Source organism: Curtobacterium sp. SP.BCp (assembly GCF_051903255.1).
GTDB lineage: Bacteria > Actinomycetota > Actinomycetes > Actinomycetales > Microbacteriaceae > Curtobacterium.
In genome coordinates this window covers 2,061,959-2,087,323 of record NZ_CP194338.1, presented here as the reverse complement: position 1 = coordinate 2,087,323, position 25,365 = coordinate 2,061,959, and the positions used below count along the sequence as shown (strand labels likewise).

Below are 25,365 nucleotides of genomic sequence, written 5' to 3'. Positions count from 1 at the left end.
GAGACGGCGGCGGTCGCGTCACCGCGACCGCGTAGAGTGACGACCGTGCCAGCAGTGAACCTCGGTCTGCCGAAAGTCCCCGAAACCCTGAGCCCGCGTCGCAGGTCGCGGCAGATCCGGGTCGGCAAGGTCCTCGTGGGCGGTGACGCACCGGTCTCCGTGCAGTCGATGACGACGACGCCCACGACGAACATCAACGCGACGCTGCAGCAGATCGCCGAGCTCACCGCGTCCGGCTGTGACATCGTCCGCGTCGCCGTCCCGAGCCAGGACGATGCCGACGCGCTGCCGATCATCGCGAAGAAGTCGCAGATCCCGGTCATCGCCGACATCCACTTCCAGCCGAAGTACGTCTTCCAGGCCATCGACGCCGGGTGCGCCGCGGTCCGCGTGAACCCGGGCAACATCCGGAAGTTCGACGACCAGGTCGGCGCGATCGCCAAGGCTGCGAAGGAGGCCGGCGTCTCGCTCCGCATCGGCGTGAACGCGGGGTCGCTCGAGCCGAGCCTGCTGCAGAAGTACGGCAAGGCCACCCCCGAGGCGCTCGTCGAGTCGGCCGTGTGGGAAGCGAGCCTCTTCGAGGAGCACGACTTCCACGACTTCAAGATCTCGGTCAAGCACAACGACCCGATCGTCATGGTCAAGGCGTACCGGCAGCTCGCCGCGGCGGGCGACTGGCCGCTGCACCTCGGCGTGACCGAGGCCGGCCCGGAGTTCCAGGGCACCATCAAGAGCGCCACGGCGTTCGGCATCCTGCTGGCCGAGGGCATCGGCGACACCATCCGCGTCTCGCTCTCCGCGCCGCCCGTGCAGGAGGTGAAGGTCGGCCTGCAGATCCTGCAGTCGCTCAACCTCCGTGAGCGCAAGCTCGAGATCGTCTCGTGCCCGAGCTGCGGCCGCGCGCAGGTCGACGTCTACCAGCTCGCGAACGACGTCACGAAGGGGCTCGAGGGCATGACCGTCCCGCTCCGCGTCGCCGTCATGGGCTGCGTCGTGAACGGCCCCGGTGAGGCCCGCGAGGCCGACCTCGGCGTCGCGTCGGGCAACGGCAAGGGCCAGATCTTCGTCAAGGGCGAGGTCATCAAGACCGTGCCCGAGCGTGAGATCGTCCAGACCCTCATCGAGGAGGCGAACCGCCTCGCCGACGAGATGGGTCCCGCGGCCGCCACCGGTTCCGTCCAGGTCATCACGACGCCGTAGCGGTCACTGCCTGACCGACGGGCACGCTCCGCTCGACGGCGACGCGGAGCGTCGTGCGGAGCGCGCCGACCGAGCCTGCGAGGGAGGTCGGTGCCAGCTGGCACCGCGCCTCCCGTCCGTCACCGGGACCGCTGGGTGAGCGCCGCGCCGCTAGGCTTGCCCCGTGGTCACACGGCTCTCCCATCTCTTCCTCCGCACGCTCCGCGACGACCCCTCCGACGCCGAGGTGACGAGCGCGAAGCTGCTCGTCCGCGCCGGGTACGTCCGTCGCCAGGCCCCGGGCATCTTCGCCTGGCTGCCGCTCGGCCTCCGGGTCCGTGCCCGCATCGAGGGCATCATCCGCGACGAGATGGTCGCGGCGGGTGCGCAGGAGGTCCTGCTCCCGGCACTCGCACCGCGTGAGCCGTACGAGGCGACGAACCGTTGGACCGAGTACGGCGACGGCATCTTCCGCCTCAAGGACCGCAAGGACGCCGACTACCTCCTCGCGCCGACGCACGAGGAGCTCTTCGCACTGCTCGTGAAGGACCTGTACTCGTCGTACAAGGACCTCCCCGTCACGCTGTTCCAGATCCAGGACAAGTACCGCGACGAGGCCCGCCCGCGTGCCGGTCTCCTGCGCGGTCGCGAGTTCACGATGAAGGACGCGTACTCGTTCGACATCGACGACGCCGGTCTCGACCGCAGCTACCAGACGATGCGTGACGCCTACGAGCGGATCTTCGCCCGGCTCGGCCTCGAGTACGCGATCGTCAAGGCGGACGCCGGCGCCATGGGCGGTTCGAAGTCCGAGGAGTTCCTGCACCCGATCGCGGTCGGCGAGGACACCTTCGTGCGCAGCGCCGGCGGCTACGCGGCGAACGTCGAGGCCTACGTCACCCCGGTGCCCGAGTCGCTGCCGATCGAGGGGCAGCCGGAGCCGGTACTGCTCCCCGCGGCGGACACCCCCACGATCGACACCCTCGTGGCGCACGCGAACGAGGTCGCCCCGCGCGACGGCGCCCCCTGGACCGCCGCTGACACGCTCAAGAACGTGGTCCTCGCGTTGACGCACCTCGACGGCACCCGTGAGGTCGTCGTCGTCGGCCTGCCCGGTGACCGCGAGGTCGACCTCAAGCGCGCCGAGGTGGCCTTCGCGCCCGCCGAGGTCGAGGCCGCCGGCGACGACGACTTCAAGCAGCACCCCGGCGTCTTCGTGAAGGGCTACATCGGTCCGCAGGTCCTCGGCGCCGAGAGCGCGTCCGGCGTCCGGTACTTCGTGGACCCCCGCGTCGTAGACGGCACGGCCTGGATCACGGGGGCGAACGAGCGCGGCGTGCACGTCTCCGGGCTCGTCATGGGCCGTGACTTCACGGCGGACGGCGTCGCCGAGGTCTCCGACGTCCGCGCCGGCGACCCGGCCCCGGACGGCTCCGGTCCGCTCGAGACCGCTCGCGGCATGGAGATCGGCCACGTCTTCCAGCTCGGCCGGAAGTACGCCGAGGCGCTCGGCCTCAAGGTGCAGGACGAGAACGGCAAGCTCGCGACGGTCACGATGGGCTCGTACGGCATCGGCGTGACGCGGATCCTCGCGATCCTCGCCGAGGCGCACAACGACGAGAAGGGCCTGGTCTGGCCGAAGAACGTCGCGCCGTTCGACGTACACGTCGTCGCGACCGGCAAGGACTCGGTCGCCTACGACCTCGCGACCTCGATCGTCGACACGCTCGAAGGCGACCGCTTCGAGGTCGTCTACGACGACCGTCCCAAGGTGTCGCCCGGCGTGAAGCTCCGGGATGCGGAACTCCTCGGCATGCCGATCGTCGTCGTCGCGGGGCGGAACGCCGCCGACGGTGTCGTCGAGCTCTGGGACCGCGCGTCCGGTGAGCGCCGCGACGTGCCGGTCGCGGAGCTGCTCGACGCGGTCCGCGCGATCTAGCGAGTCACGCCCGCGACGGGACGACACGACGGCCTGGAGGCGCGGTGCCAGCTGGCACCGCGCCTCCAGGCCGTTCTGGGGTACGCTGGTCGCCGACTTCCGCGACGTTCCACTGCGGAGGCGACTCAGCTGAATACGGAGGCACCTCGGTGAAGATCGATCTCGCAGTCCTGCGACTCATGGAGCGCGAGCGGGAGATCCCGTTCGAAGAACTCGTCCAGATCATCGAGCAGGCGATCCTGACGGCCTACCACAAGCACACCGCCGAGAACGGCGAGCCGGCGGACGCACAGTCCCGGGTCGAGCTCGACCGCAAGAGCGGCGAGGTCTCCGTCTACGTGCCCGAGCGCGACGAGGAGGGCACCGTCGTCGGCGAGGCCGTCGACCAGCCCAGTGACTTCGGACGCATCGCGGCCTTCGCGGCGAAGCAGGTCATCAACCAGCGCCTCCGCGACATCGGCGACGACAAGATCCTCGGCCAGTTCCGCGGCAAGGAGGGCGACATCGTCGCCGGCGTCATCCAGCAGGGGCCGAACCCGAAGATGGTGCACGTCGACCTCGGCACCGTCGAGGCGATCCTGCCGCCCGAGGAGCAGGTGCCGGGCGAGGAGTACAAGCACGGCAGCCGCATCCGCGTGTACGTGACGAGCGTCGGCCGTGGTCCGAAGGGCCCGCAGATCACCGTCTCGCGCACGCACCCCGGGCTCGTCCGGAAGCTGTTCGCGCTCGAGGTCCCGGAGATCGCGTCGGGGGTCGTCGAGATCACCTCGCTCGCCCGGGAGGCCGGCCACCGCACGAAGCTCGCGGTCAAGGCCAACGAGCCCGGCGTCAACGCGAAGGGTGCCTGCATCGGCGAACTCGGTGCGCGCGTCCGTGCGGTGACGACCGAGCTCGGTGCCGAGAAGATCGACATCGTCGACTGGTCGCCCGACCTCGCGACGTTCGTGGCGAGCGCGCTGTCGCCGGCGAAGGTGACGAGTGCGTTCGTGCTCGACGCCTCGACGAAGGCCGTCCGTGCGCTCGTGCCCGACTACCAGCTGTCGCTCGCGATCGGCAAGGAGGGGCAGAATGCCCGTCTCGCCGCGAAGCTCACCGGTGCGCGGATCGACATCCAACCGGATTCGATCCTCGACGGCGACGAGTGACCGCGACGAACCGTCGCAACGGAGCGTGACCGCGCAGGCGCAGCCTCGCGGACGGCGTCGCGTCGGCGGCGTTTCGCTGCCGGCGTGGGCCCACCGGGCGTGCCGGATCGCGTCCGTCCGAGGCAAGGAGTAAGGTGGAACCCGTCAGAACGTGCATCGGCAGTCGCCGTCGCGCGCCCCGATCCTCCCTCCTCCGTGTCGTCGCCCTCGGCGACGGGCGAGTCGTGGCGGATCCGAAGGCAGTCATGCCGGGCCGGGGAGCGTGGCTCACCCCGACCGTCGACGCCTACGAGCTGGCCGTCAAGCGCCGGGCATTCCGCCGGGCACTTCGGCTGGATCGCGAACCCGACACGTCCTCGGTCCTCGAGTACCTGCAAGGCCTCACGGCCGCGCCGGCATCCGAGCGCCCGGACACGACAGAACAGGCTGAACGGCTTATGGACAACTGATGAGCGGCTCGAAATGAGACCCGTCATCCAGTGAGTCCTGCCCCTTCACGGGGCAGGACCCGTGAAGGAGAACAGTGGCAAAACCACGCGTACACGAGATCGCATCCGAACTCGGTGTCGACAGCAAGACCGCAATGGAGAAGCTCAAGGAGCTCGGCGAGTTCGTCAAGGGCCCGAGCTCCAGTGTGGAACCCCCCGTCGCGCGCAAGCTCCGTGCTGCGCTGCAGGCGGCCGGCGCCTCGGCGTCGAACACCGCCGCGCCCGCGGCCGGAGCAGCTGCGCCGAAGCCCGGTGCCGCCGCCCCGAAGCCGGGCACGGCATCCCGCTCCGCCGCGCCGAAGCCCGGTGCGAAGCCGGGTCCGGCGACGCCGACCCCTGCCCCGCAGGCACCCGCCGCTGAGCAGCCCGCCTCCGACGCGCCGACCCCGGCCGCGCCGAAGTCGGTCGCACAGCGTCAGGCCGAGGCAGAGGCCGCGCAGAAGGCCGCAGCGGCCGAGAAGGCCTCGGGCACGGCGAACAAGGGTGGCCAGGCCACCGGTTCCGCTTCGCCGAAGCCGAACACGGCCGCCGGCCCCAAGCCGGGTGGCCCGAAGCCGGGCGCGCGTCCGGGCAACAACCCCTACGCGTCGAGCCAGGGCATGGGCTCCCGCCCGCCGCGCCCCGGCAACAACCCGTACTCGCAGAACCAGGGCATGGGCCAGCGTCCGGCCGCCGGTCAGGGTGGCGGCAACGGCATCCCGCGTCCGGCCCCGCCGCGTCCCGGTGTCCCGCGCCCCGGTGCTCCCCGTCCGGGTGGCCCCGGCCAGCAGGGTCGTCCGAACGGCTTCGGGCAGCGCCCGGGCCAGGGTGGCGGCCGCGGCGGCCAGGGCGGCGGTTTCAACCGACCCGGTGGTGCAGGTGGCGGCGCCGGTGGTGGCTTCAGCCGCCCGGCGTTCAGCGGCCCGCGTCCCGCCGGTGGTGGCGGTCGTGGCCGCGGTCCCGGTGGTGGGACCGCAGGTGCGTTCGGTCGCGGTGGCGGCAAGAGCCGTGCCCGCAAGTCGAAGCGGACGAAGCGCGCCGAGTACGAGATGCGGCAGGCGCCGTCGCTCGGCGGCGTGCAGGTCCCGCGCGGCGACGGCACCACGGTCATCCGTCTGCGTCGCGGTGCGAGCATCTCGGACTTCGCGGACAAGATCGACGCGAGCCCCGGCAACCTCGTGACGGTGCTGTTCCACCTCGGTGAGATGGCGACCGCCACGGAGTCCCTGGACGAGGCCACGTTCGAGGTCCTCGGTGAGGAGCTGGGCTACAAGATCCAGATCGTCTCGCCGGAGGACGAGGACAAGGAGCTCCTCGAGGGCTTCGACATCGACCTCGAAGGCGAACTCGAGGACGAGGACGACTCGGTGCTGCAGCAGCGGCCCCCGGTGGTCACCGTCATGGGTCACGTCGACCACGGCAAGACCCGCCTCCTCGACGCGATCCGGAACTCGAAGGTCGTCGAGGGCGAGGCCGGCGGCATCACCCAGCACATCGGTGCGTACCAGATCGTCACCGAGCACGAGGGCGTCGAGCGTCCGATCACCTTCATCGACACCCCTGGTCACGAGGCGTTCACCGCCATGCGTGCTCGTGGTGCGCAGGTGACCGACATCGCGATCCTCGTGGTCGCGGCGGACGACGGCATCATGCCCCAGACGATCGAGGCGCTGAACCACGCCCAGTCGGCCGGTGTGCCGATCGTGGTCGCGGTGAACAAGATCGACAAGGAAGGCGCGAACCCGGCCAAGGTCCGCCAGCAGCTCACGGAGTACAACCTGGTGGCCGAGGAGTACGGCGGCGACGTCATGTTCGTCGACGTGTCGGCCCGTCAGAACATCGGCATCCAGGACCTCCTGGACGCGGTGCTGCTCACGGCCGACGCCGGTCTCGACCTGCGTGCGAACCCCGACAAGGACGCCCGCGGTGTGGCGATCGAAGCGCGCCTCGACAAGGGTCGTGGTTCGGTGGCGACCGTGCTCATCCAGTCCGGCACGCTCCACGTCGGTGACGCCATCGTCGCGGGCACGGCCTACGGTCGCGTCCGTGCGATGACGGACGAGAACGGTGTCGCCGTCCAGGCAGCGACCCCGTCGCGTCCGGTCCAGGTGCAGGGTCTGTCGTCGGTGCCGCGCGCCGGTGACACGTTCCTCGTCACGGAAGAGGACCGCACGGCTCGTCAGATCGCCGAGAAGCGTGAGGCCGCCGAGCGCAACGCCCAGCTGGCCAAGGCCCGCAAGCGCATCTCGCTCGAGGACTTCACCCGTGCACTCGAAGAGGGCAAGGTCGACTCGCTCAACCTCATCATCAAGGGTGACGTCTCCGGTGCCGTCGAGGCACTCGAGCAGTCGCTCCTCGACATCGAGGTGGACGACAGCGTCCAGCTGCGCATCCTGCACCGCGGTGTGGGTGCGATCACGGAGTCGGACATCGACCTCGCCACGATCGACAACGCGATCGTCGTCGGCTTCAACGTCCGTCCGGACGTCAAGGCCCGCGAGCGTGCGGCCCGCGAAGGCATCGACGTGCGCTTCTACTCGGTCATCTACAACGCACTCGAGGACATCGAGCAGTCCCTCAAGGGCATGCTCAAGCCCGAGTACGAAGAGGTCCAGTCGGGCGTCGCGGAGATCCGCGAGGTGTTCCGTTCCTCCAAGTTCGGCAACATCGCCGGTGTCATCGTCCGCTCCGGCACGATCACCCGCAATGCCAAGGCGCGCGTCATCCGCGAGGGTGTCGTCATCGCCGACGGTCTGGCGATCGAGTCCCTGCGTCGCTTCAAGGACGACGTCACCGAGGTCCGCACGGACTTCGAGGCCGGTATCGGTCTGGGCAAGTACAACGACATCCAGATCGGTGACGAGATCGAGACGACCGAGCTCGTCGAGAAGCCGCGCGACTAGTCGCCTGGCTATCCTGGACCCCGCCGTTCCCCCAGGGAGCGGCGGGGTCCACCCGTTCCACCAGAAGAATCCCTGCCCCAGGAGGCATCTATGGCTGACCCGCAGCGCGCCCGCAAGATGGCGGACCGCATCAAGGAGGTCGTCGCACGCCGGCTCGACAAGGGCCTCCGCGACCCGCGACTCGGCTTCGTGACGATCACCGACGTCCGTGTCACGGGGGACCTGCAGCACGCGTCCGTGTTCTACACCGTGTACGGCACCGACGAGGAGCGCGCCGACTCGGCAGCGGCGCTCAAGGCGGCGACCGGCATGCTCCGCAGCGAGGTCGGCAAGAACATCACGGCGCGGCTCACCCCGTCCCTCGAGTTCATCGCGGACGCGCTCCCGGAGACCTCGGCGCACATGGAGGACCTGCTCGCGCAGGCGCAGGTCCGGGACGCGCAGGTCCGTGCCGCCTCGGCGGGAGCGCAGTACGCCGGCGACGCCGACCCGTACAAGCACGACGACGACGAGGAGGACGACGCCGCTCGGGCGTAGTCCTCAGCCGACCGGGAGCGTGTACCCGCCCGCATCGTCGCCGACGGCCAGTCCGTCGCGGACGAGCGAGGCGAGTGCACGCTCCCGCTGTTCGGCGTCCGGCCAGACGAGGTCGATCTCCGGCCGGAGCACCGGCACGTCGCTCGCGCGGAGCTCCGCCATGATGAGGCCCCGCACCTGCCGGTCGCTCCCGGCGAACCTGGCCTGCTTCGGTGCGCGCGGCCCGTCGTGGTCCGGGTACCCGGCGGCGCGCCAGGCGCAGCGGTCCGCGATCGGGCAGGCGTCGCACGCGGGGGAGCGGGCGACGCAGACGAGCGCTCCGAGTTCCATCACCGCGGCGTTCGTGGCGGCGGCGTCGTCGCGGTCCGCCGGCAGCACCGACTCCATGAGGGGGAGGTCCTGCTTCGCCTTCGCGGGACCGGGCTGACCCTGACCGAGCAGGGCCCGTGCGAGGACGCGGCGGACGTTGACGTCGACCACGGGGTGCCGGTCGCCGTAGGCGAAGACCGCGACGGCCCGTGCCGTGTAGTCGCCGATGCCGGGCAGCGCGAGGAGCGCGTCGACGTCGCGCGGCACGACGTTGTCGTGCTGTTCGGCGATCGCCGTCGCGGCCGCGTGCAGCGCGAGCGCCCGTCTCGGGTAGCCGAGCCGGTCCCACGCGCGCACCGCGTCGGACGGTGGCGACTGCGCGAGGTCGCGAGGGGTCGGCCAGCGGGTGAGCCACGCCTCCAGTCGGGGGACCACACGCGCGACCTGCGTCTGCTGCAGCATGATCTCGCTCACGAGCGTGCCCCAGGCGGGGAAGCCGGGACGGCGCCAGGGGAGGTCGCGCGCCTCGGCGCGGAACCACGCGATGAGCGGGGTGGCGATGTCGGGGGCGCCGGTCTCGGCGGTGCCGTCCACAGGTCGCGCGTTCTCCACACCCGGCCTGGAGGCTCGACTCGCGTTCACCAGGACAGCCTACGGTGGGGTGCATGGCACGCTGGGCACCGCAGGAGACCGACACCATGGCCGCGATCGCGGCCGAGGCGATCGCGCAGGTCGGCACGAACCGGACCGTCGTCGGGATCGACGGACAGTCCGGGACCGACCTCGAGCACGTGGCCGCGGCGCTCGTCGCCGGCTTCGAGAAGCACGGGGTGCAGGCGATGGCCGCTGCGGCCCCCTCGGCGTCGGCCGACCAGCTCCGGTCCGAGCTCGTCGCACCGTTCCGCTCCACCGGTTCAGGTCCCGGCGTGCTCGTGGTGCACGGCCACGGCGTCCTCGACCCGGGCGTCCGTGGCCTGTGGCGGTGGTCGCTGTGGGTCGAGCAAGAGGAGGGACGGCTCGAACGCCGTGCGGACGTCAAGATCGCCGCGTCCGCCGTGCTCGACGTCACCGACCCCGAGCACCCCCGCCGCGAGTGGAACGACGCCTGCTGAACGGACCTCGGTCGTGACGGGCGCTGGTAACCTCTCCGGGTGCTCGAATCGCCGCCGGACGGGATCCTCCTCGTCGACAAGCCGCAGGGGATCTCCAGTCACCGGGTCGTGTCGATCGCTCGACGTCGGCTCGGACTGAAGAAGATCGGCCACGCCGGCACCCTCGACCCGATGGCCACCGGACTGCTGCTGCTGGGTGCCGGGCCGTCCACCCGGCTGCTGACGCACCTCGTCGGCCTCGGCAAGACGTACACCGCGACGATCCGTCTCGGTGTCTCGACGGACTCCGACGACGCCGACGGCGACCCGACCGCGGCGACGGGCGTCTCCGGCGCGGACGTGTCCGAGGCCGCTGTCGAGACGGCGGTCGCGGCACAGCGCGGCACGATCGACCAGGTGCCCTCGACCGTGAGCGCCATCAAGGTCGACGGCCGTCGGGCGTACGACCTCGCACGGAAGGGCGAGGAGGTCGTGCTCAAGTCCCGCACGGTCACGGTGTCGCGCTTCGACGTGACCGGCCGTCAGGAGCACACCGTCTCCGTCGACGGTGCCGACGTGCAGGTGGTCGACCTCGACGTCGTCGTCGCCTGCTCATCGGGGACGTACGTCCGTGCACTCGCTCGCGACGTCGGCGCCGCGCTCGGCACCGGAGCCCACCTCACCGCACTCCGGCGCATCGACGTCGGGCCGTTCCACGTCGACGACGCGGTCGACATCGAGGACGACTCGGTCGACGTCCGGGCAGCGCTCCTGCGTCCCGCCGACGTGGCGCGGACCCTCTTCCCGACCGTCGCGCTCGACCCGGTGGCCGCGAAGGACCTCGCGGACGGCAAGCGGGTCCGCGCCGAGCACCCGGACCACGACGGCCCGGTCGCCGCCATCGCCTCGGGGTCGGACCGCCTCGTCGGACTCGTCTCCGTCCGTCGCGGCCAGCTCCGGGTCATCACCAACTTCCCGACCGCCCTCTCCACCCCGACGGGAGCCTGACCCGTGATCGAGTGGTTCATGTGGGTGCAGCTCGTCGTGGCGGTCGTCGCCGGGCTGTTCGCGGTCGTCGTCGGGTTCGTCGGTCGGAAGCCCAACGACTACACGGTCGGCTCGCTCGTCCTCGTGGAGCTGCTGCTGCTCGCGCAGGGCGTCATCTCGCTCGTGCTGCCCGCGGTCGGCAGCCCGCCGCAGGGCAACGCACTCGAGTTCGGCGTGTACGCGGTGTCGGTGCTCCTCGTCCCGCCTGCGGCCATCGTCTGGGCGCTCATCGACCGGACGCGGTGGAGCACGGTCGTCCTCGGCGCCGGAGCGTTCACCGTCGCCGTGATGGTCTACCGGATGTACCAGATCTGGTTCGCACTGACCTGACCCGACGACCCGTGACGTCCCGGTCATCGGTGACGGTGGGCGTCGGTAGAATCGGTGCAATGGCGACCAGATCCTCACTCGCGACCGGCGTCGGCCGCGTCCTCATCGCCGTCTACGGCATCCTCGCGCTGGCCGCGACGGGTCGCAGTGTCGTGCAGATCATCGAGAAGTTCTCCTTCGCACCGTTCGCCTACACGCTGAGCGCGGTCGCCGCCGTCGTGTACATCGTCGCGATGATCGCCCTGATCGCGCCCGGTCGCGCCTGGTACCGCGTGGCCCGCGTCACGATCGGCTTCGAGATGGCCGGTGTCCTCGTCGTCGGGACCCTCTCGTTGCTCGACCGCCAGCTCTTCCCGGACGACACCGTCTGGTCGTACTACGGCCTCGGGTACCTCTTCGCGCCGCTCGTGCTGCCGATCGCGGGACTGTGGTGGCTCCGCAAGCACCACCGCACGGCGGCGACCGCGTCGACCGCTGACCGGACCGACCCGTCCACGACCGCCCGCGTGGGCGAGTAGGGACCCCCGTGCAGTACTACGACGACCTCGCCGACGTGGCCGACGGCTTCGGGCCGAGCGCCGTGACCATCGGCAAGTTCGACGGCGTGCACGTCGGCCACCGTGCCGTCATCGCGCACCTCGAACGCGCGGCGGAGCAGCAGGGACTCGTGTCGACCGTCGTCACCTTCGATCGTCACCCGCTCAGCGTGATCGACCCCGTGAAGACCCCGCCGGCGCTGACGAGCACGGCGCAGCGTCGGGAGCTGCTCGACCAGGTGGGTGTCGACGCGACGGTGCTCCTGCACTTCGACCAGGACCTCCAGTCGAAGGAGCCCGAGGACTTCGTGTCCGAGATCCTCGTCGGCACGCTGCACGCACGGTTGGTGTTCGTCGGGAGCGACTTCCGCTTCGGTCGTCGCGGCGCGGGCGACGTCGCGCTGCTCCGCCGTCTGGGGGAGCGGTACGGGTTCACGGTCGAGCTCATCGACGACGTCGACCTCGTCGACGACGTCCGGCCGGCCGGTGAGCGTCGGGTGTCCTCGACGTGGATCCGCGAGCTCCTCGGTGTCGGGCGTGTCGCCGAGGCCGCGCGGCTCCTCGGCCGCGAGCACGCGGTGCGCAGCGTCGTCGTGCACGGCAACCAGCGGGGCCGCGCGATGGGGTACCCGACCGCCAACCTCGACCCGCACTGCGAGGGCTTCGTCCCCGCCGACGGTGTCTACGCCGCTCGTGTGCTGCACGAGGGCACGGTGTACCCGGCGGCGGTGTCGGTCGGCAACAACCCGACGTTCGAGGGGGTGCCGGAGAAGCAGATCGAGGCGCACCTGCTCGACGTCGACATCGACCTCTACGGCGACACGATCGCGGTCTTGTTCGTCTCGTACGTCCGCGGCATGGTGAAGTTCTCGTCCATGGACGAGCTCGCCGAGCAGATGCGGCAGGACGACCGCGACATCCGCCTGCTCCTCGGGTTGCCCGCACCCGTCTGACGTCGGCCGCGCGGCACGAGCGTCGTGCGTGCGCCCCCGAGCCGGCCGGCCGCTGGCCCGGCGTCCGTTCCGCGAAATTGACGGGCTCGTCGTGTCGCTCTCGAGATAGCGACAGAACTCCGGGCGCACGACCCGCAACTGTGTCGCTCTCGGGGGAAGTACGCACGCCGACGACCGGGCCCGATCGCGCGCCGAGCCCACACACACAAGACGCCCCGCGACCGATCGGTCGCGGGGCGTCCTGCGTGCGGTGCGACGATCAGCCGCCGAGCGCGTCGAGCCAGATCTTCCGGGCGTCGAGGGCCTCTTGCGCGTCCTTGATCTTCCGGACGTCACCGGACTCCTTGGCCGCCGCGAGCTCGGACTCGAGCTTGCCGATGGCGTCCTCGAGCTGGCTCGCGAGACCGGTCTGCCGGGCCTTGCGCTCCGGGTCCGAGGCCTTCCAGTGCTCGTCTTCGAGGCTCCGCACGTGGTCCTCGATCTGCCGGAGGCGGTCCTCGATGCGACGGACGTCGCCGCGGGGCACCTTGCCGATCTCGTCCCAACGGCGCTGGATGCCCGTGAGGGTCCGACGCGCGGCCACCCGGTCGGTCTCCTGCAGCAGCGGCTCGGCCTCGGTCAGGAGTGCCTGCTTGGCCTCGAGGTTGGCGGAGAACTCCTCGTTCTCGATGGCAGCCTCGGCGTGACGCTGCTCGAAGAGGACGTCACCGGCCGCCTTGAACCGTGCCCACAGTGCGTCGTCGTGCCGCTTGCCCGCCCGGCCCGCACGCTTCCAGTCGTCCAGCAGCTGCCGGTAGGTCGGGATCGCGTCGGAGCCGCGCGGCGCGAGCGCTTCGGCCTGCGCGACGAGGTCCTGCTTGCGGCTCCGGGCGTCGCGGTGCTGGGCGTCGAGTTCCGAGTAGAACGCCCGACGGTGCTGGTCCACGGTCGAGCGGGCGGCGCGGAACCGCTTCCAGAGCTCGTTGGCCTCGTTCTTGGGGATGCGCGGGCCGTCGTGCTGGTGCTGCTGCCACCGTGCGAACACGTCGTCGAGCTGCGCGGTGATCTGCTTCCACTGGGCACGCGCCGGGTCCACCGCCGCGAGGCCCTCGGCCTCTTCCACGAGGGCGGCGCGGTACGCGAGCGCCTCGGTCAGCGCCTGCTGCGCCTGCTCGGCCTGCTCCTTCGTGAGCGACCCGACCTGGTCGGTGAGCGCCTGCACGCGGTCCTCGAGCGACTTGATGTCACCGACGACGCGGGCGTCGGCGAGCTGCTCGCGGAGGTGTGCGACGGTACGGGACACGTCGTTCGCGCTGGCGCCGCGCTGGACGCGCTGCTCGGCGATCTTCACCTGGCCCTCCAGGTCGGCGTACTTCCGCGCGAAGTAGGCGAGGGCCTCGTCCGCGGTGGCGTCCGGGTACTCGCCGACGGCTCGCTCGCCGTCTTCGTACCGGACGTACACCGTCCCGTTCTCGTCGACCCGCCCCCAGGTCGTTGCTTCGTCAGATCCCACAGGTCTCGCCTCGATCGTGGTCGTGCATCGCCGACGTCCCCGTCGGCACGGTCAGGTCGTCAGCCTATTGCACGGAGCGGCCCCGGGGACGGCCGGGGACGACGGGTTGTGGACTACTGCTCGCGCTCGATGGTCGCGCCGGTGATCGTCGTCTTCACCTTCGGCTCGCCCGTGCCGTCGCTGCCGGGGTCCGAGATGCCCTTCGAGGTGATCTCGGAGACGAGGTCGGACAGCCCGCTCGTGACCTTGCCGACGACCGTGTAGCCGCCCGTCGAGCCGTCGAGCGTGGTGTCGCCGGTGACGATGAAGAACTGGGTGGACTGCGAGTACGGCGACGAGCTCCGGGCGATGGCGATGGTGCCCTTCGCGTACTCCCCGTCGCTCGGCACGTTCTCGAGCGGGCCGTACTGGAACCCGGCGTCGCCGGTCCCGTCGCCGTTCGCCGAGCCGCACTGGAGGAACTGCAGGCTCGTGCTGTCGGCGAGCCGGTGGCACGTGGTCCCGTTGTAGAACTGCTCCTGGATGAGCTTGATCTCGACACTCGCCGCCTGGGGGGCCTTCTGCCCGTCGAGCTCGATGCCGAGCCGCACGTCCTTGTTCAGCGTGAGGGTGCCGGTCCAGGTCGAGCCCTCCGCGATGGACTTGCTCGGCACGTCGCCGGTGTTCCCGGCGGTCGCGCTCGGGGTGGGTGTCGCGGTGGCCGAGGCACTCGCGCTGGCCTTCCCGGAGCCCTGCGCGCCGGCGAAGGCGAGCTGCGACCCCGTCGCGAGGGCGGCCACGACGACGAGCACGATCCCGCCCACGACGTTGTCCCGGACCCGACGTCGCCGTTGCCGCTCGTGCAGGCCCTGGCGGGCCTGGTAGAGACGGAGGCGCTCGCGCGCCTCACGGTTGTCACGCGCCTGGTTCTTCGGTGCCACGGTGCTGGTACGGCCTCTCGTCTCGAGTGTGCGACGAGCGTAGCGGAACGCACCACGCTCCGGCCGGCAGGCACGGGTCGGGCCCGCACCGCGCCTCCCGGCCGGTGGGCGGCGCTGTCGGTGGTGACGCCTAGGCTTGGTCCCATGGCGACGGACCGCTCGGGCATGAACGCGCCCACCACGGGTGGGCGAGCGGGGCTCGCCCAGGGTTCCGTGCCGCTCGCGGTGCGGATGCGACCGACCTCCCTCGACGAGGTCGCCGGTCAGCAGCACCTCCTCGGCCGGGGGTCGCCCCTCGTGCAGCTCGCCACCGGCACGCGCGAGAACCCAGGCGGCGTCTCCGTGATCCTCTGGGGGCCTCCGGGCACCGGCAAGACGACGCTCGCGCAGGCGATCGCCCGACAGTCGGGCCGCGAGTTCGTCGAGCTCTCGGCGGTCACCGCGGGCGTGAAGGACGTGCGTGAGGTGATGGAGAAGGCGCTCGCGCACCGTGACCTCTACGGGTCGACCACCGTCCTCTTCCTCGACGAGATCCACCGCTTCAGCAAGGCCCAGCAGGACGCACTGCTGCCGGGGGTCGAGAACGGGTGGGTGATCCTCATCGCGGCGACGACCGAGAACCCGTCGTTCTCGGTGATCTCGCCGCTGCTGTCCCGATCCCTCCTGCTGACGCTCAAGCCGCTCACCGACGCCGACCTCGGCATGCTCGTCGACCGCGCGGTCGAGGACCCCCGCGGTCTCGGCGGCGGGGTCGTCCTCGGCGACGAGGCCCGGGCGGCGATCGTCCGGCTCGCCTCCGGCGACGCGCGTCGTGCGCTGACCGCGCTCGAGGCGGCCGCCGGATCGGCGTCGGCCGCGCAGGACGATGACGACGACACCGTCCCGGTCGTCGATGCCGACACGGTGGCGGCTGCGGTGGACCGGGCCCTGCTGCGGTACGACCGGCAAGGTGACGAGCACTACGACGTCATCAGCGCCTTCATCAAGTCGGTGCGGGGGAGCGACGTCGACGCCGCGCTGCACTACCTGGCCCGGATGATCGAGGCCGGCGAGGACCCGCGGTTCATCGCCCGGCGCATCATCATCTCGGCGTCCGAGGACATCGGCATGGCGGACCCGCAGGCGCTGCCCATCGCCGTCGCAGCCGCGCAGGCGGTGCAGCTGATCGGCATGCCCGAGGGGCGCATCCCGCTGGCAGAGGCCGTCGTGTACCTCGCGACGGCGCCGAAGTCGAACGCGTCGTACAACGGCGTGGACCAGGCCATCGCGGACGTCAAGGCCGGGCGCATGGGCGTGGTACCGACCCACCTGCGCGATGCCCACTACCCGGGGGCGAAGCGGCTCGGGCACGGCAAGGGCTACGTCTACTCGCACGACGCCGAACACGGTGTCGCCCGGCAGCAGTACCTGCCCGACGCGCTCGAGGGCACCGAGTACTACACCCCCACGACGAACGGCTTCGAGCGCGAGGTCGGCCCGCGGCTCGAACGACTCCGGAAGATCACGCGGGGCGAGTAGGCGCGGCGGTCGTCACGGCGCCGGGTTGCTGCTATCGTTGATGCGCCTACGTCCTGGTCCTCGCGTGCGGCTGCGTCGAGGACAGAGTGTCACAGCTGTGGCACGGGGACAGAGGTTCGGACTGTAGCCGTCCGATCCCACAGGCTCATCCCTCTGGATCCCTTCGCGGGGTTCGTCGGTGCGTGCGCGTGCCGAGACCCGTGATCCGTTCAGTTCAGACAGAGAAAAGGACCCTGTGTCTACCAAGTCACGTACCCGCAGCAAGACCCGCCTCTCCCGCGCGCTCGGCATCCCGCTGACGCCGAAGGCGGCCCGGTACCTCGAGAAGCGCCCCTACGGCCCCGGTGAGCACGGCCGTACCCGCCGTCGCGCGGACAGCGACTACGCCGTCCGTCTCCGTGAGAAGCAGCGTCTGCGCGCCCAGTACGGCATCCGCGAGAAGCAGCTCCGCATCGTCTTCGAAGAGGCCCGCAAGACGAAGGGCCTGACCGGTGAGAACCTGGTCGAGCTCCTCGAGCAGCGCCTCGACGCCCTCGTGCTGCGTGCCGGCTTCGCCCGCACCACCGCGCAGGCCCGTCAGCTGATCGTGCACCGTCACATCCTCGTCGACGGCAAGCTCGTCGACCGTCCGTCCTTCCGCGTGAAGGAGGGGCAGCTCATCCACGTGAAGCAGCGCTCCGAGTCCCTCGAGCCGTTCCAGGTCGCCGCCGCCGGTGGGCACCAGGAAGTCCTGCCGAAGGTCCCGGGCTACCTCGAGGTCGAGATCGACAAGCTCCAGGCCCGCCTCGTGCGTCGCCCGAAGCGCGCCGAGGTCCCCGTGACCTGTGAAGTGCAGCTCGTCGTCGAGTACTACGCAGCGCGCTGATCGCCTGATCACCCACGAACGGCGGGTCGTCCTCTCAGAGGACGGCCCGCCGTTCCGTGTTCCCGCTCAGCACCGCCACTAAGCTTGTCGGGCGTGCACACCACGCACGCGAGAGGGAGAGGCACCGTGAAGCAGCTGTTCTTCGTCGCCGTCGGCGTCGTCATCGGGTTCGTCGTCGCGCACCAGGTCGCGAACACGCCCTCCGGCGCGCGCTTCTTCGCCGACGTGGACGCGCGGACGAAGGCCTTCGCGGACGCCGTGGCCGACGGGTACAAGTCCCGCGACGCCGAGCTCCGCACCGACGTCTGAGCGCGGTCACCGACCGACGCACGTCCTCCTCGCACGCACTCGACCTGAAACCAGGAAGCACCATGCAGACCGCAGAGATCCGCCGCCGTTGGCTCCAGTTCTTCGGCGACCGCGGGCACACCGTCGTCCCGTCCGCGTCGCTCGTCTCGGACGACCCGTCGCTCCTGTTCACGGTGGCCGGCATGGTCCCGTTCATCCCGTACCTCACCGGGCTCGTCCCGGCGCCGTACCCGCGGGCGACGAGCGTGCAGAAGTGCATCCGCACGAACGACATCGAAGAGGTCGGCAAGACCCCTCGCCACGGCACGTTCTTCCAGATGAACGGCAACTTCTCGTTCGGCGACTACTTCAAGGAGCAGGCGATCCAGTACGCCTGGGAACTCCTGACGACGCCGGAGTCCGACGGCGGCCTCGGCTTCTCGCCCGACGACCTGTGGGTCACGGTGTACGAGGACGACGACGAGGCGATCGCGTTCTGGAAGCAGCACTCGTCCCTGCCCGACGAGCGGATCCAGCGGCTCGGCAAGGACACCAACTACTGGTCGACCGGGCAGCCCGGTCCGGCCGGCCCGTGCTCGGAGATCTTCTTCGACCGCGGCCCGGCGTACGGCATCGACGGCGGCCCGGCGACGGACGACGACCGCTACGTCGAGATCTGGAACCTCGTCTTCATGCAGTACCAGATCGCCGACGTGCGGTCGAAGTACGACTTCGAGATCACCGGTGAACTGCCGAACAAGAACATCGACACCGGCATGGGCCTGGAGCGCGTCGCGTTCATCAAGCAGGGCGTCGACAACATGTACGAGATCGACCAGGTGCGCCCGGTCCTCGACAAGGCGGCGGAGGTCTCCGGCCGCCGGTACGGCGCCGTGCACGAGGACGACGTCCGGATGCGCGTCATCGCCGACCACGTCCGCTCGGCGCTCATGCTCATCGCCGACGGTGTCTCGCCGTCGAACGAGGGGCGCGGCTACATCCTCCGTCGCCTCCTCCGCCGCACGGTGCGCGCCATGCGGCTCCTCGGCGTCGAGGGCGCGACGTTCCCGCAGCTCTTCCCGGCGTCGCGCGACGCGATGCAGGACGCCTACCCGGAGGTCGCGTCCGACTACGACCGCATCGCCCGCATCGCCTACGCGGAGGAGGAGACCTTCCTCCGCACGCTGGCGCAGGGCACGACGATCCTCGACGTGGCGGTCGAACGTGCGAAGGCGGACGGCAAGCCCGCGATCGGCGGCGACACCGCGTTCCTGCTGCACGACACGTTCGGCTTCCCGATCGACCTGACGCTCGAGATGGCCGAGGAGGCCGGGGTCGACGTCGACCGTGGCGCCTTCGACACCCTGATGTCCGAGCAGCGTGCCCGTGCGAAGGCGGACGCGAAGAGCAAGAAGACCGCCCTGGCGGACCTCAGCGTCTACAGCGCGTTCCGGGCCAAGGGCGAGACGACGTTCCTCGGGTACGACGCGCTCGAGGCCGAGACCTCCGTCCTGGGGATCATCGTCGACGGCGTCAGCGTGGACCGTGCGGTCGCGGGCGACATCGCCGAGGTCGTTCTCGGCGAGACCTCGCTGTACGCGGAGTCCGGCGGTCAGGACGCCGACCAGGGCTCGATCATCGGCAACGGCTTCGACCTCGAGGTCCTCGACGTCCAGCGCCCGGTGACCGGGCTCTGGAGCCACACCGTGCAGGTCCGCTCGGGCGAGGTCGGTGTCGGCGACGCCGCCACGACCGTGGTCGACGCGGAGTACCGCCGCGGTGCGACCCAGGCCCACTCCGCGACGCACCTCGTGAACGCGGCGCTGCGGGACATCCTCGGCCCGGAGGCGCTGCAGGCCGGCTCGTACAACAAGTCCGGCTACATGCGTCTCGACTTCTCCTGGTCGCAACCGGTGTCGCTCGAGACGCGCTCCGAGATCGAGGACGTCGTGAACAACGCGATCCGCTCGGACCTCGAGGTCTCGACGCGCGTGCTCCCGCTGGCCGAGGCGAAGGAACTCGGTGCGCAGGCGCTGTTCGGCGAGAAGTACGGCGCCGAGGTCCGCATGGTCGACATCGGCGGCCCGTGGTCGCGCGAGCTCTGCGGTGGCACCCACGTGGCGTCGAGCGCGCAGGTCGGACTCGTCAACCTCGTGGGGGAGTCGAGCGTCGGTTCGACGAACCGCCGCGTTGAGGCCCTCGTCGGACTCGAGGGCTTCCGTGACCTCGCGGTCGAGCGGACGATCGTGTCCCAGCTGTCGAGCGCGCTCAAAGCCCCGCGAGAGGACCTCCCGACGCGCATCCAGTCCCTCATGGACGACCTGAAGACCGCGCAGAAGCGGATCGCCGAGTTCGAGTCGGCGAACCTGCAGCAGCGCGTGCCGGCGATCGCGCGGACGGCATCGACCGTCGGCGCCACGACCGTCGTGGCGGAGACCGTCGACGGTGTCCAGTCGGGCGACGACCTCCGGTCCCTCGCGACCGGGGTCCGTGCGCAGCTCGGCGACGGTGCGGCCGTCGTCGTGCTCGGCGCCGTCGTGAACGAGAAGCCGGTGGTCATCGTCGCGACGAACGACGCGGCACGCGCCGCGGGTGTCCAGGCCGGCCCGCTCGCCAAGGAGGCCGCCGGCGTCCTCGGCGGCGGAGGCGGCGGCAAGCCCGACCTCGCACAGGGCGGCGGCACGGACGCAGCGGCGCTGCCCGCGGCGCTCCGAGCCGTGACCGCCCGCCTGGCTGGCTGAGCGTGGCGATCCGGTCCGGGCGACGGCTCGGCATCGACGTCGGCCGTGCCCGGATCGGGGTCGCCGTGTGCGACCGCGACGGGCTGCTCGCGACGCCGGTCGAGACCGTCCGCCGCGACGACAAGACCGACCTCGGGCGGATCCTCGCGATCGCGGACGAGTACGACGTCCTCGAGGTGGTCGTCGGGCTGCCGCTCTCGATGTCCGGCGGAGACACCCCGTCGACCGAGGACGCGCGGGTGTTCGCCGCCCGGATCGCCGAGCACCGTCCGGTCCGGCTCGTGGACGAGCGGCTGTCGACCGTCACGGCACAGCGCGGCCTGCACCAGGCCGGGCGGAACACGAAGAAGTCCCGCGCCGTGATCGACCAAGCGGCCGCTGTTATCATTCTGCAACACGCGCTCGACCACGAGCGTGCGTCCGGCGCCCCACCAGGGGCCGAGCTCCCCTGACGGACGAGCCCAGCGATGAGCGGGTTCCGACGGACCGCTGCCGATCGCGGTGTCCCAGGTGGAGTCCCCGAACGAGAGACCAGAGGATCCGTTGGCAGACGACCTGGACTGGAACGCGATCATCTCGCCCGCCGGTGACGGCGGGCGGCGACGCCCCGGCGACGACGCCGCGTCGGACGACGATCGCCCGCTGTCACGCCGAGAGGCGCGCGCACGAGAGGCCGAACGCGCCGCAGCCGCGGAGCAGCAGCACGCGGACGCCGGCCCCGACGGGCAGCGTGGCGACCAGCAGCGTGGGGGTGGCCAGCCCGTCGACGAGCAGCGCCTGGACGCCGAGCCCGTCGACGACCAGTCTCCGCCGGTCACGCGACGTGACCGTGACCGTCCGGTGTCGCCGGCCGACGCACCCGTCGCGACCAGCGCCGACGAGCTGCACCCCGAGGTGACCGCCCTGCTCACCGGTGAGCACGTCGTGCCGCAGGACGAGGTGGCACGAGCCACGGCAGCAGGAGCCGGCGAGGGGCGTGGCGGGGGAGGCCGTGCCTCCAGACCGGGTCGCGAACCGCGACCACCGCGCCGCCGCGGACCGCTCATCGCAGGGATCGTGATCGTGGCGATCGTCCTCGCCGGCGGGGTCGCCGGGTACGGGTTCATCGCGCCGAAGATCCAGCAGGTCGTCGCCGCCGTCACCGGAGCGCAGGAGTCGGACGACTACAGCGGTGACGGGACCGGCAAGGTCACCATCACCATCCGACAGGGCGACATCGGCGAGGACGTCGCGAAGACCCTCCAGCGCAGCGACGTCGTGAAGAGCTCGAAGGTCTTCTACAAGCTCCTGCTGCAGTCGCCCGAGGTGCAGTTCCAGCCCGGCTCGTACACCCTGAAGAAGGAGATGAGCTCGAAGGCGGCCCTCGCGGCGCTGCAGGACCCGTCGAACGCCGTGAAGGCGTCGATCGTCATCCCCGAGGGCACGGCGCTGAAGGACATCGAGGCAGGCATGGTCTCGAAGGCCGGTCTCACCGAGGCCGAGGTCTCGGCCGCCGCGAAGGACGTCTCCGCCTACGGGCTCCCGGCGAACGCGAAGACCCTCGAGGGGTGGCTCTTCCCGGCGACCTACCCGATCAACCCGGGGTGGACCGCGAAGCAGTACTTCCAGTCCATGGTCGACACCATGAAGGAACACCTGGCGTCCGCAGGCGTGGCCGAGGGCGACCAGGAGCGCGTGATCGTCTTCGCGTCGCTCGTGCAGAAGGAGGCCGGCCTCGCGGCGGACTACCCGAAGGTCGCGCGGGTCTTCCAGAACCGGCTCGACATCGACATGCCGCTGCAGTCTGACGCCACCGTCGCGTACGGGACCGGGAACACGCACCGCGTGACCACGACCGACGCCGAGCGGGACGACGCCTCGAACGAGTACAACACCTACGTGCACAAGGGGCTGCCGCCGGCACCGATCTCGAACCCGGGCGACATCGCGATCAAGGCCGTGACGAACATGGCGCAGGGCAAGTGGCTGTACTTCGTGACGGTGAACCTCGAGACCGGCGAGACGGTGTTCTCGGACACCTACGCCGAGCACCAGGTCGCGGTGGCGAAGTTCCAGGCGTGGCTGCGGGCGCACCCCGACTACCAGTAGGCCCGGCGTCGCACACGACCCCGCTGTGGGAGGATTGGCACCATGCTTCGTTGGTTGACTGCTGGTGAGTCCCACGGACCCGAACTGATCGCGATGCTCGAGGGTCTGCCCGCGGGTGTCCCGGTGTCGTTCGAGTCCATCCGTACCGACCTCGCGCGCCGCAAGCTCGGGTACGGCCGGGGCTCCCGCATGAAGTTCGAGCAGGACGAGCTGCACGTGTCCGGCGGTGTGCGGCACGGCTACTCCCTCGGCAGCCCGATCGCGATCCGCATCGGCAACACCGAGTGGCCGAAGTGGGTCGAGGTCATGAGCCCCGAGCCGATCGAGCAGACCGAGATGTCGCGTGGGCGCTCGGCGCCGCTGACCCGCCCGCGACCCGGTCACGCCGACCTCGTCGGGATGCAGAAGTACGGCTTCGACGAGGCCCGCCCGATCCTCGAACGCGCCTCCGCACGCGAGACCGCCGCCCGCGTGGCACTCGGCGCCGTCGCGAAGTCCTTCCTCGCCGAGCTCGGCATGCGATCGGTGGCGCACACGCTCCAGGTCGGGACCGTCCGTGTCCCGGACGGCACGGCCCTGCCGCTCCCCGACGACGTCGACCGTCTCGACGATGACCAGCTGCGCTGCTTCGACGCGGAGACCTCGGCGCGGATGGTCACCGAGGTCGAGGCCGCGAAGAAGGACGGCGACACCCTCGGCGGCGTCGTCGAGGTCCTCTTCTACGGCGTGCCGCCGGGGCTCGGGTCGCACGTGCAGTGGGACCGACGACTCGACGCCCGTCTCGCCGCAGCGATCATGGGCATCCAGGCGATCAAGGGGGTCGAGGTCGGCGACGGCTTCGCGACCGCCGGTCGCCGCGGCTCCGAGGCCCACGACGAGCTCTACCGCGAGGACGGCGAGATCGTCCGGACCACCGACCGTGCCGGCGGCACCGAGGGCGGCATGTCCACGGGGACCGTGCTGCGGGTCCGCGCCGGCATGAAGCCGATCGCGACCGTGCCGCACGCGCTGCACACCATCGACGTCACGACGGGGGAGGACGCCTCCGCGCACCACCAGCGTTCCGACGTCTGCGCCGTCCCCGCTTCGGGCGTCGTCGCCGAGGCGATGGTCGCGCTCGTCCTCGCCGACGCGGTCCTCGAGAAGTTCGGCGGCGACAGCGTGGCGGAGACGAAGCGGAACCTCGACGCGTACCTCGCGTCGATCCCCGAGACGCTCCGTTCCCGTCGTACCGAGTCGGCGGACACCACACCCGTCCTGTGAGCGGCGGACCGCGAGCCGGCGCGACACGCTCGGGTCGGCTCTCGGCGCCGGTGGTCGTCATCGGCCCGATGGGCGCGGGCAAGTCGACCGTGGGCAAGCGCGTCGCGAAGGCCCTCGACGTGCAGTTCACCGACACCGACCGGGTGATCGTCCGCGACCACGGCCCGATCCCGACGATCTTCGAGACGCGCGGCGAGCCTGCGTTCCGTGAGCTCGAGGCCGCCGCCGTCCGCGACGCCGTCACCAGCGGTGGGGTGGTCGCCGTCGGGGGCGGGGCCGTGACGCACGCGGCCACCCGCGAGGCGCTCGCAGGGGCACGGATCGTGCTCCTCACGGTGTCGCCCGAGGCGGTGGCCGACCGGATCGCCGGGAGCGACCGTCCGCTGCTCGCCCAGGGCGGGATCGACGCGTGGCAGACCATCATGGACGAGCGTGCCGCGACCTACGCCGAACTCGCTCACGTCGTCCTCGACACCTCGCGCCGGCCGATGTCCCACGTCGTGGCGGACGTCGTCGCCTGGGTCCGCGATCACGAACAGCAGGCGGGTGCGACCGCACCAGGCGCGCCCGGCGCGCCCGGCGCGCCCGGCGCGCCCGGCGCGCCCGGCGCAGCAGCACCGCACACGAACGAACCAGGAGCGACCCCGTGACCGAAGCCGTCCTGCCCGAGGGCACCACCGAGATCCGCGTCGGCGGCGATGACGGCTACGTCGTCGCGGTCGGCAACGGGCTGCTCGCCTCCGTGCCCGCGCTGCTCGGCTCCCGGGTCGCGAAGGTCCTCATCGTGCACGCGCCGACGCTCGGCGCACGCGCGAACGACCTCCGCGCGCTGCTCGTCGACGCCGGGATCGAGGCACTCATCGCCGAGGTCCCCGACGCCGAGGGCGCGAAGCGCGTCGAGGTCGCGGCGTTCTGCTGGCAGATCATGGGGCAGTCGGACTTCACGCGCACCGACGCCGTGATCGGGCTCGGCGGGGGAGCCGTCACCGACCTCGCCGGCTTCGTCGCCGCGACCTGGCTGCGCGGCGTGCCGTACATCGCGATCCCCACGAGCGTGCTCGGCATGGTCGACGCGAGTGTGGGTGGCAAGACGGGGATCAACACCAACGAGGGCAAGAACCTCGTCGGCGCGTTCTTCGCACCGCGTGCGGTCGTCGCCGACCTCGACCTCGTCCGCTCCCTCCCGCGCAACGAGATCCTCACCGGGTTCGCCGAGATCGTGAAGGCCGGGTTCATCGCCGTCCCGGAGATCCTCGACGTGATCGAAGCCGACGTCGCGCGCGTGACGGACCCGACCACGCCGGAGTTCCGCCGTGTCGTCGAGCTGGCGATCGAGCTCAAGGCGCAGGTGGTCTCGGACGACTTCACCGAGCAGGGTCGGCGGGAGATCCTCAACTACGGGCACACGCTCGGCCACGCCATCGAGCACGCAGAGCGGTACCAGTGGCGGCACGGCGCAGCGGTGGCGGTCGGCATGGTCTTCGCCGCCGAGCTCGCGCGGCTCACCGGGCACCTCGACGACGCGACGGTCGATCGGCACCGCTCGATCCTGGAGTCGCTCGAACTGCCCACCTCGTACGGCATCGGACGCTGGGAGGGCCTGCTCGCGACGATGCGCCGCGACAAGAAGGCGCGCGCGGGCATGCTGCGCTTCATCATCCTCGACGGGGTCGGCAAGCCGACGACGCTCGAGGGGCCGGAGGACCACCTGCTCTTCACGGCGTACCAGGAGGTCGGCGTCTAATCGGAGACGT

At 71.0% G+C, this 25,365-nt stretch carries 23 protein-coding genes; 20 read left to right on the top strand and 3 right to left on the bottom strand.

Going from position 1 to position 25,365, the window contains the following annotated elements:
• Positions 1–66: 66 nt before the first annotated feature.
• The 6 genes from ispG to rbfA all read left to right on the top strand — a co-directional run bounded on the left by ispG (position 67) and on the right by rbfA (position 8,170).
• Positions 67–1,200 (top strand): flavodoxin-dependent (E)-4-hydroxy-3-methylbut-2-enyl-diphosphate synthase, encoded by a 1,134-nt coding sequence (gene ispG, locus ACRQ4C_RS10010; protein ID WP_439690894.1) that lies wholly within the window; start codon positions 67–69, stop codon positions 1,198–1,200.
• Between the two features lie 163 nt (positions 1,201–1,363).
• Positions 1,364–3,118, top strand: a complete 1,755-nt coding sequence (locus ACRQ4C_RS10005) for a proline--tRNA ligase (protein ID WP_290131595.1) — start codon at positions 1,364–1,366, stop codon at positions 3,116–3,118.
• A 149-nt stretch (positions 3,119–3,267) separates the two neighbouring features.
• On the top strand, positions 3,268–4,263 hold the full coding sequence (nusA, locus tag ACRQ4C_RS10000; protein ID WP_290131596.1) for a transcription termination factor NusA: 996 nt from the start codon (positions 3,268–3,270) through the stop codon (positions 4,261–4,263).
• A 134-nt stretch (positions 4,264–4,397) separates the two neighbouring features.
• On the top strand, positions 4,398–4,712 hold the full coding sequence (locus ACRQ4C_RS09995; RefSeq protein WP_058726537.1) for a YlxR family protein: 315 nt from the start codon (positions 4,398–4,400) through the stop codon (positions 4,710–4,712).
• Positions 4,713–4,786: 74 nt separating this feature from the next.
• A complete protein-coding gene (infB, locus tag ACRQ4C_RS09990; protein WP_290131597.1) occupies positions 4,787–7,633 on the top strand; it encodes a translation initiation factor IF-2 in 2,847 nt (948 codons plus the stop codon).
• A gap of 90 nt (positions 7,634–7,723) precedes the next feature.
• The gene (rbfA, locus tag ACRQ4C_RS09985; RefSeq protein ID WP_058726535.1) at positions 7,724–8,170 is read left to right on the top strand and encodes a 30S ribosome-binding factor RbfA; all 447 of its coding nucleotides are present in this window, start codon (positions 7,724–7,726) and stop codon (positions 8,168–8,170) included.
• A 3-nt stretch (positions 8,171–8,173) separates the two neighbouring features.
• Here the strand turns inward: rbfA and ACRQ4C_RS09980 are convergent, their stop codons facing one another.
• Positions 8,174–9,040 carry an A/G-specific adenine glycosylase gene (locus tag ACRQ4C_RS09980; protein WP_439690893.1) on the bottom strand — a complete coding sequence of 289 codons (867 nt, stop codon included), beginning with the start codon at positions 9,038–9,040 and terminating at the stop codon, positions 8,174–8,176.
• A gap of 104 nt (positions 9,041–9,144) precedes the next feature.
• On the opposite strand from ACRQ4C_RS09980, the gene ACRQ4C_RS09975 reads away from it, so the two are divergent.
• Genes ACRQ4C_RS09975 through ACRQ4C_RS09955 form a run of 5 tightly spaced genes read left to right on the top strand, consistent with a single transcriptional unit; the run spans position 9,145 to position 12,436 of the window.
• The gene (locus ACRQ4C_RS09975) at positions 9,145–9,591 is read left to right on the top strand and encodes a hypothetical protein (protein ID WP_439688553.1); all 447 of its coding nucleotides are present in this window, start codon (positions 9,145–9,147) and stop codon (positions 9,589–9,591) included.
• A gap of 39 nt (positions 9,592–9,630) precedes the next feature.
• Positions 9,631–10,578: a tRNA pseudouridine(55) synthase TruB gene (truB, locus tag ACRQ4C_RS09970; protein WP_439688552.1), complete on the top strand. Its 948-nt coding sequence runs from the start codon at positions 9,631–9,633 to the stop codon at positions 10,576–10,578.
• Between the two features lie 3 nt (positions 10,579–10,581).
• Positions 10,582–10,947 (top strand): hypothetical protein, encoded by a 366-nt coding sequence (locus tag ACRQ4C_RS09965; protein ID WP_290131601.1) that lies wholly within the window; start codon positions 10,582–10,584, stop codon positions 10,945–10,947.
• 59 nt (positions 10,948–11,006) lie between these two features.
• Positions 11,007–11,465: a hypothetical protein gene (locus ACRQ4C_RS09960; protein WP_439688551.1), complete on the top strand. Its 459-nt coding sequence runs from the start codon at positions 11,007–11,009 to the stop codon at positions 11,463–11,465.
• An 8-nt stretch (positions 11,466–11,473) separates the two neighbouring features.
• Positions 11,474–12,436: a bifunctional riboflavin kinase/FAD synthetase gene (locus tag ACRQ4C_RS09955; protein ID WP_290131603.1), complete on the top strand. Its 963-nt coding sequence runs from the start codon at positions 11,474–11,476 to the stop codon at positions 12,434–12,436.
• Between the two features lie 259 nt (positions 12,437–12,695).
• Here the strand turns inward: ACRQ4C_RS09955 and ACRQ4C_RS09950 are convergent, their stop codons facing one another.
• Both ACRQ4C_RS09950 and ACRQ4C_RS09945 read right to left on the bottom strand, forming a co-directional pair.
• On the bottom strand, positions 12,696–13,928 hold the full coding sequence (locus tag ACRQ4C_RS09950; protein WP_439688550.1) for a DUF349 domain-containing protein: 1,233 nt from the start codon (positions 13,926–13,928) through the stop codon (positions 12,696–12,698).
• 113 nt (positions 13,929–14,041) lie between these two features.
• A complete protein-coding gene (locus ACRQ4C_RS09945) occupies positions 14,042–14,848 on the bottom strand; it encodes a peptidylprolyl isomerase (protein WP_439688549.1) in 807 nt (268 codons plus the stop codon).
• Positions 14,849–15,013: 165 nt separating this feature from the next.
• Here ACRQ4C_RS09945 and ACRQ4C_RS09940 point away from each other — a divergent pair, with 165 nt between their 5' ends.
• From ACRQ4C_RS09940 to aroB, 9 genes are all read left to right on the top strand, one after another.
• The gene (locus tag ACRQ4C_RS09940; protein WP_439690892.1) at positions 15,014–16,366 is read left to right on the top strand and encodes a replication-associated recombination protein A; all 1,353 of its coding nucleotides are present in this window, start codon (positions 15,014–15,016) and stop codon (positions 16,364–16,366) included.
• Between the two features lie 235 nt (positions 16,367–16,601).
• Positions 16,602–17,231, top strand: a complete 630-nt coding sequence (gene rpsD, locus ACRQ4C_RS09935) for a 30S ribosomal protein S4 (RefSeq protein ID WP_058726527.1) — start codon at positions 16,602–16,604, stop codon at positions 17,229–17,231.
• 126 nt (positions 17,232–17,357) lie between these two features.
• Positions 17,358–17,540, top strand: a complete 183-nt coding sequence (locus ACRQ4C_RS09930) for a hypothetical protein (RefSeq protein ID WP_439688548.1) — start codon at positions 17,358–17,360, stop codon at positions 17,538–17,540.
• Between the two features lie 62 nt (positions 17,541–17,602).
• Entirely contained in the window at positions 17,603–20,260 is a 2,658-nt protein-coding gene (alaS, locus tag ACRQ4C_RS09925; RefSeq protein WP_439688547.1) for an alanine--tRNA ligase, read from the top strand.
• 8 nt (positions 20,261–20,268) lie between these two features.
• Positions 20,269–20,712, top strand: a complete 444-nt coding sequence (ruvX, locus tag ACRQ4C_RS09920) for a Holliday junction resolvase RuvX (protein ID WP_290134231.1) — start codon at positions 20,269–20,271, stop codon at positions 20,710–20,712.
• A 91-nt stretch (positions 20,713–20,803) separates the two neighbouring features.
• Positions 20,804–22,348: an endolytic transglycosylase MltG gene (gene mltG / locus ACRQ4C_RS09915; RefSeq protein WP_439688546.1), complete on the top strand. Its 1,545-nt coding sequence runs from the start codon at positions 20,804–20,806 to the stop codon at positions 22,346–22,348.
• 42 nt (positions 22,349–22,390) lie between these two features.
• Complete coding sequence (aroC, locus tag ACRQ4C_RS09910) at positions 22,391–23,611, top strand: chorismate synthase (protein ID WP_290131609.1); 1,221 nt, start codon at positions 22,391–22,393, stop codon at positions 23,609–23,611.
• On the top strand, positions 23,608–24,261 hold the full coding sequence (locus ACRQ4C_RS09905; protein WP_439688545.1) for a shikimate kinase: 654 nt from the start codon (positions 23,608–23,610) through the stop codon (positions 24,259–24,261). The genes aroC and ACRQ4C_RS09905 overlap by 4 nt, the downstream gene beginning before the upstream one ends.
• Positions 24,258–25,355, top strand: coding sequence for a 3-dehydroquinate synthase (gene aroB, locus ACRQ4C_RS09900; RefSeq protein WP_439688544.1), 1,098 nt, complete (start codon positions 24,258–24,260; stop codon positions 25,353–25,355). The genes ACRQ4C_RS09905 and aroB overlap by 4 nt, the downstream gene beginning before the upstream one ends.
• The last annotated feature ends 10 nt before the right edge of the window (positions 25,356–25,365 follow it).

Coding starts and splice junctions, on each gene's coding strand:
- rbfA (WP_058726535.1), top strand. CDS start 7,724: ATGGCTGACCCGCAGCGCGCCCGCAAGATGGCGGACCGCATCAAGGAG.
- ACRQ4C_RS09975 (WP_439688553.1), top strand. CDS start 9,145: ATGGCACGCTGGGCACCGCAGGAGACCGACACCATGGCCGCGATCGCG.
- ACRQ4C_RS09960 (WP_439688551.1), top strand. CDS start 11,007: ATGGCGACCAGATCCTCACTCGCGACCGGCGTCGGCCGCGTCCTCATC.
- ACRQ4C_RS09940 (WP_439690892.1), top strand. CDS start 15,014: ATGAACGCGCCCACCACGGGTGGGCGAGCGGGGCTCGCCCAGGGTTCC.
- alaS (WP_439688547.1), top strand. CDS start 17,603: ATGCAGACCGCAGAGATCCGCCGCCGTTGGCTCCAGTTCTTCGGCGAC.
- aroC (WP_290131609.1), top strand. CDS start 22,391: ATGCTTCGTTGGTTGACTGCTGGTGAGTCCCACGGACCCGAACTGATC.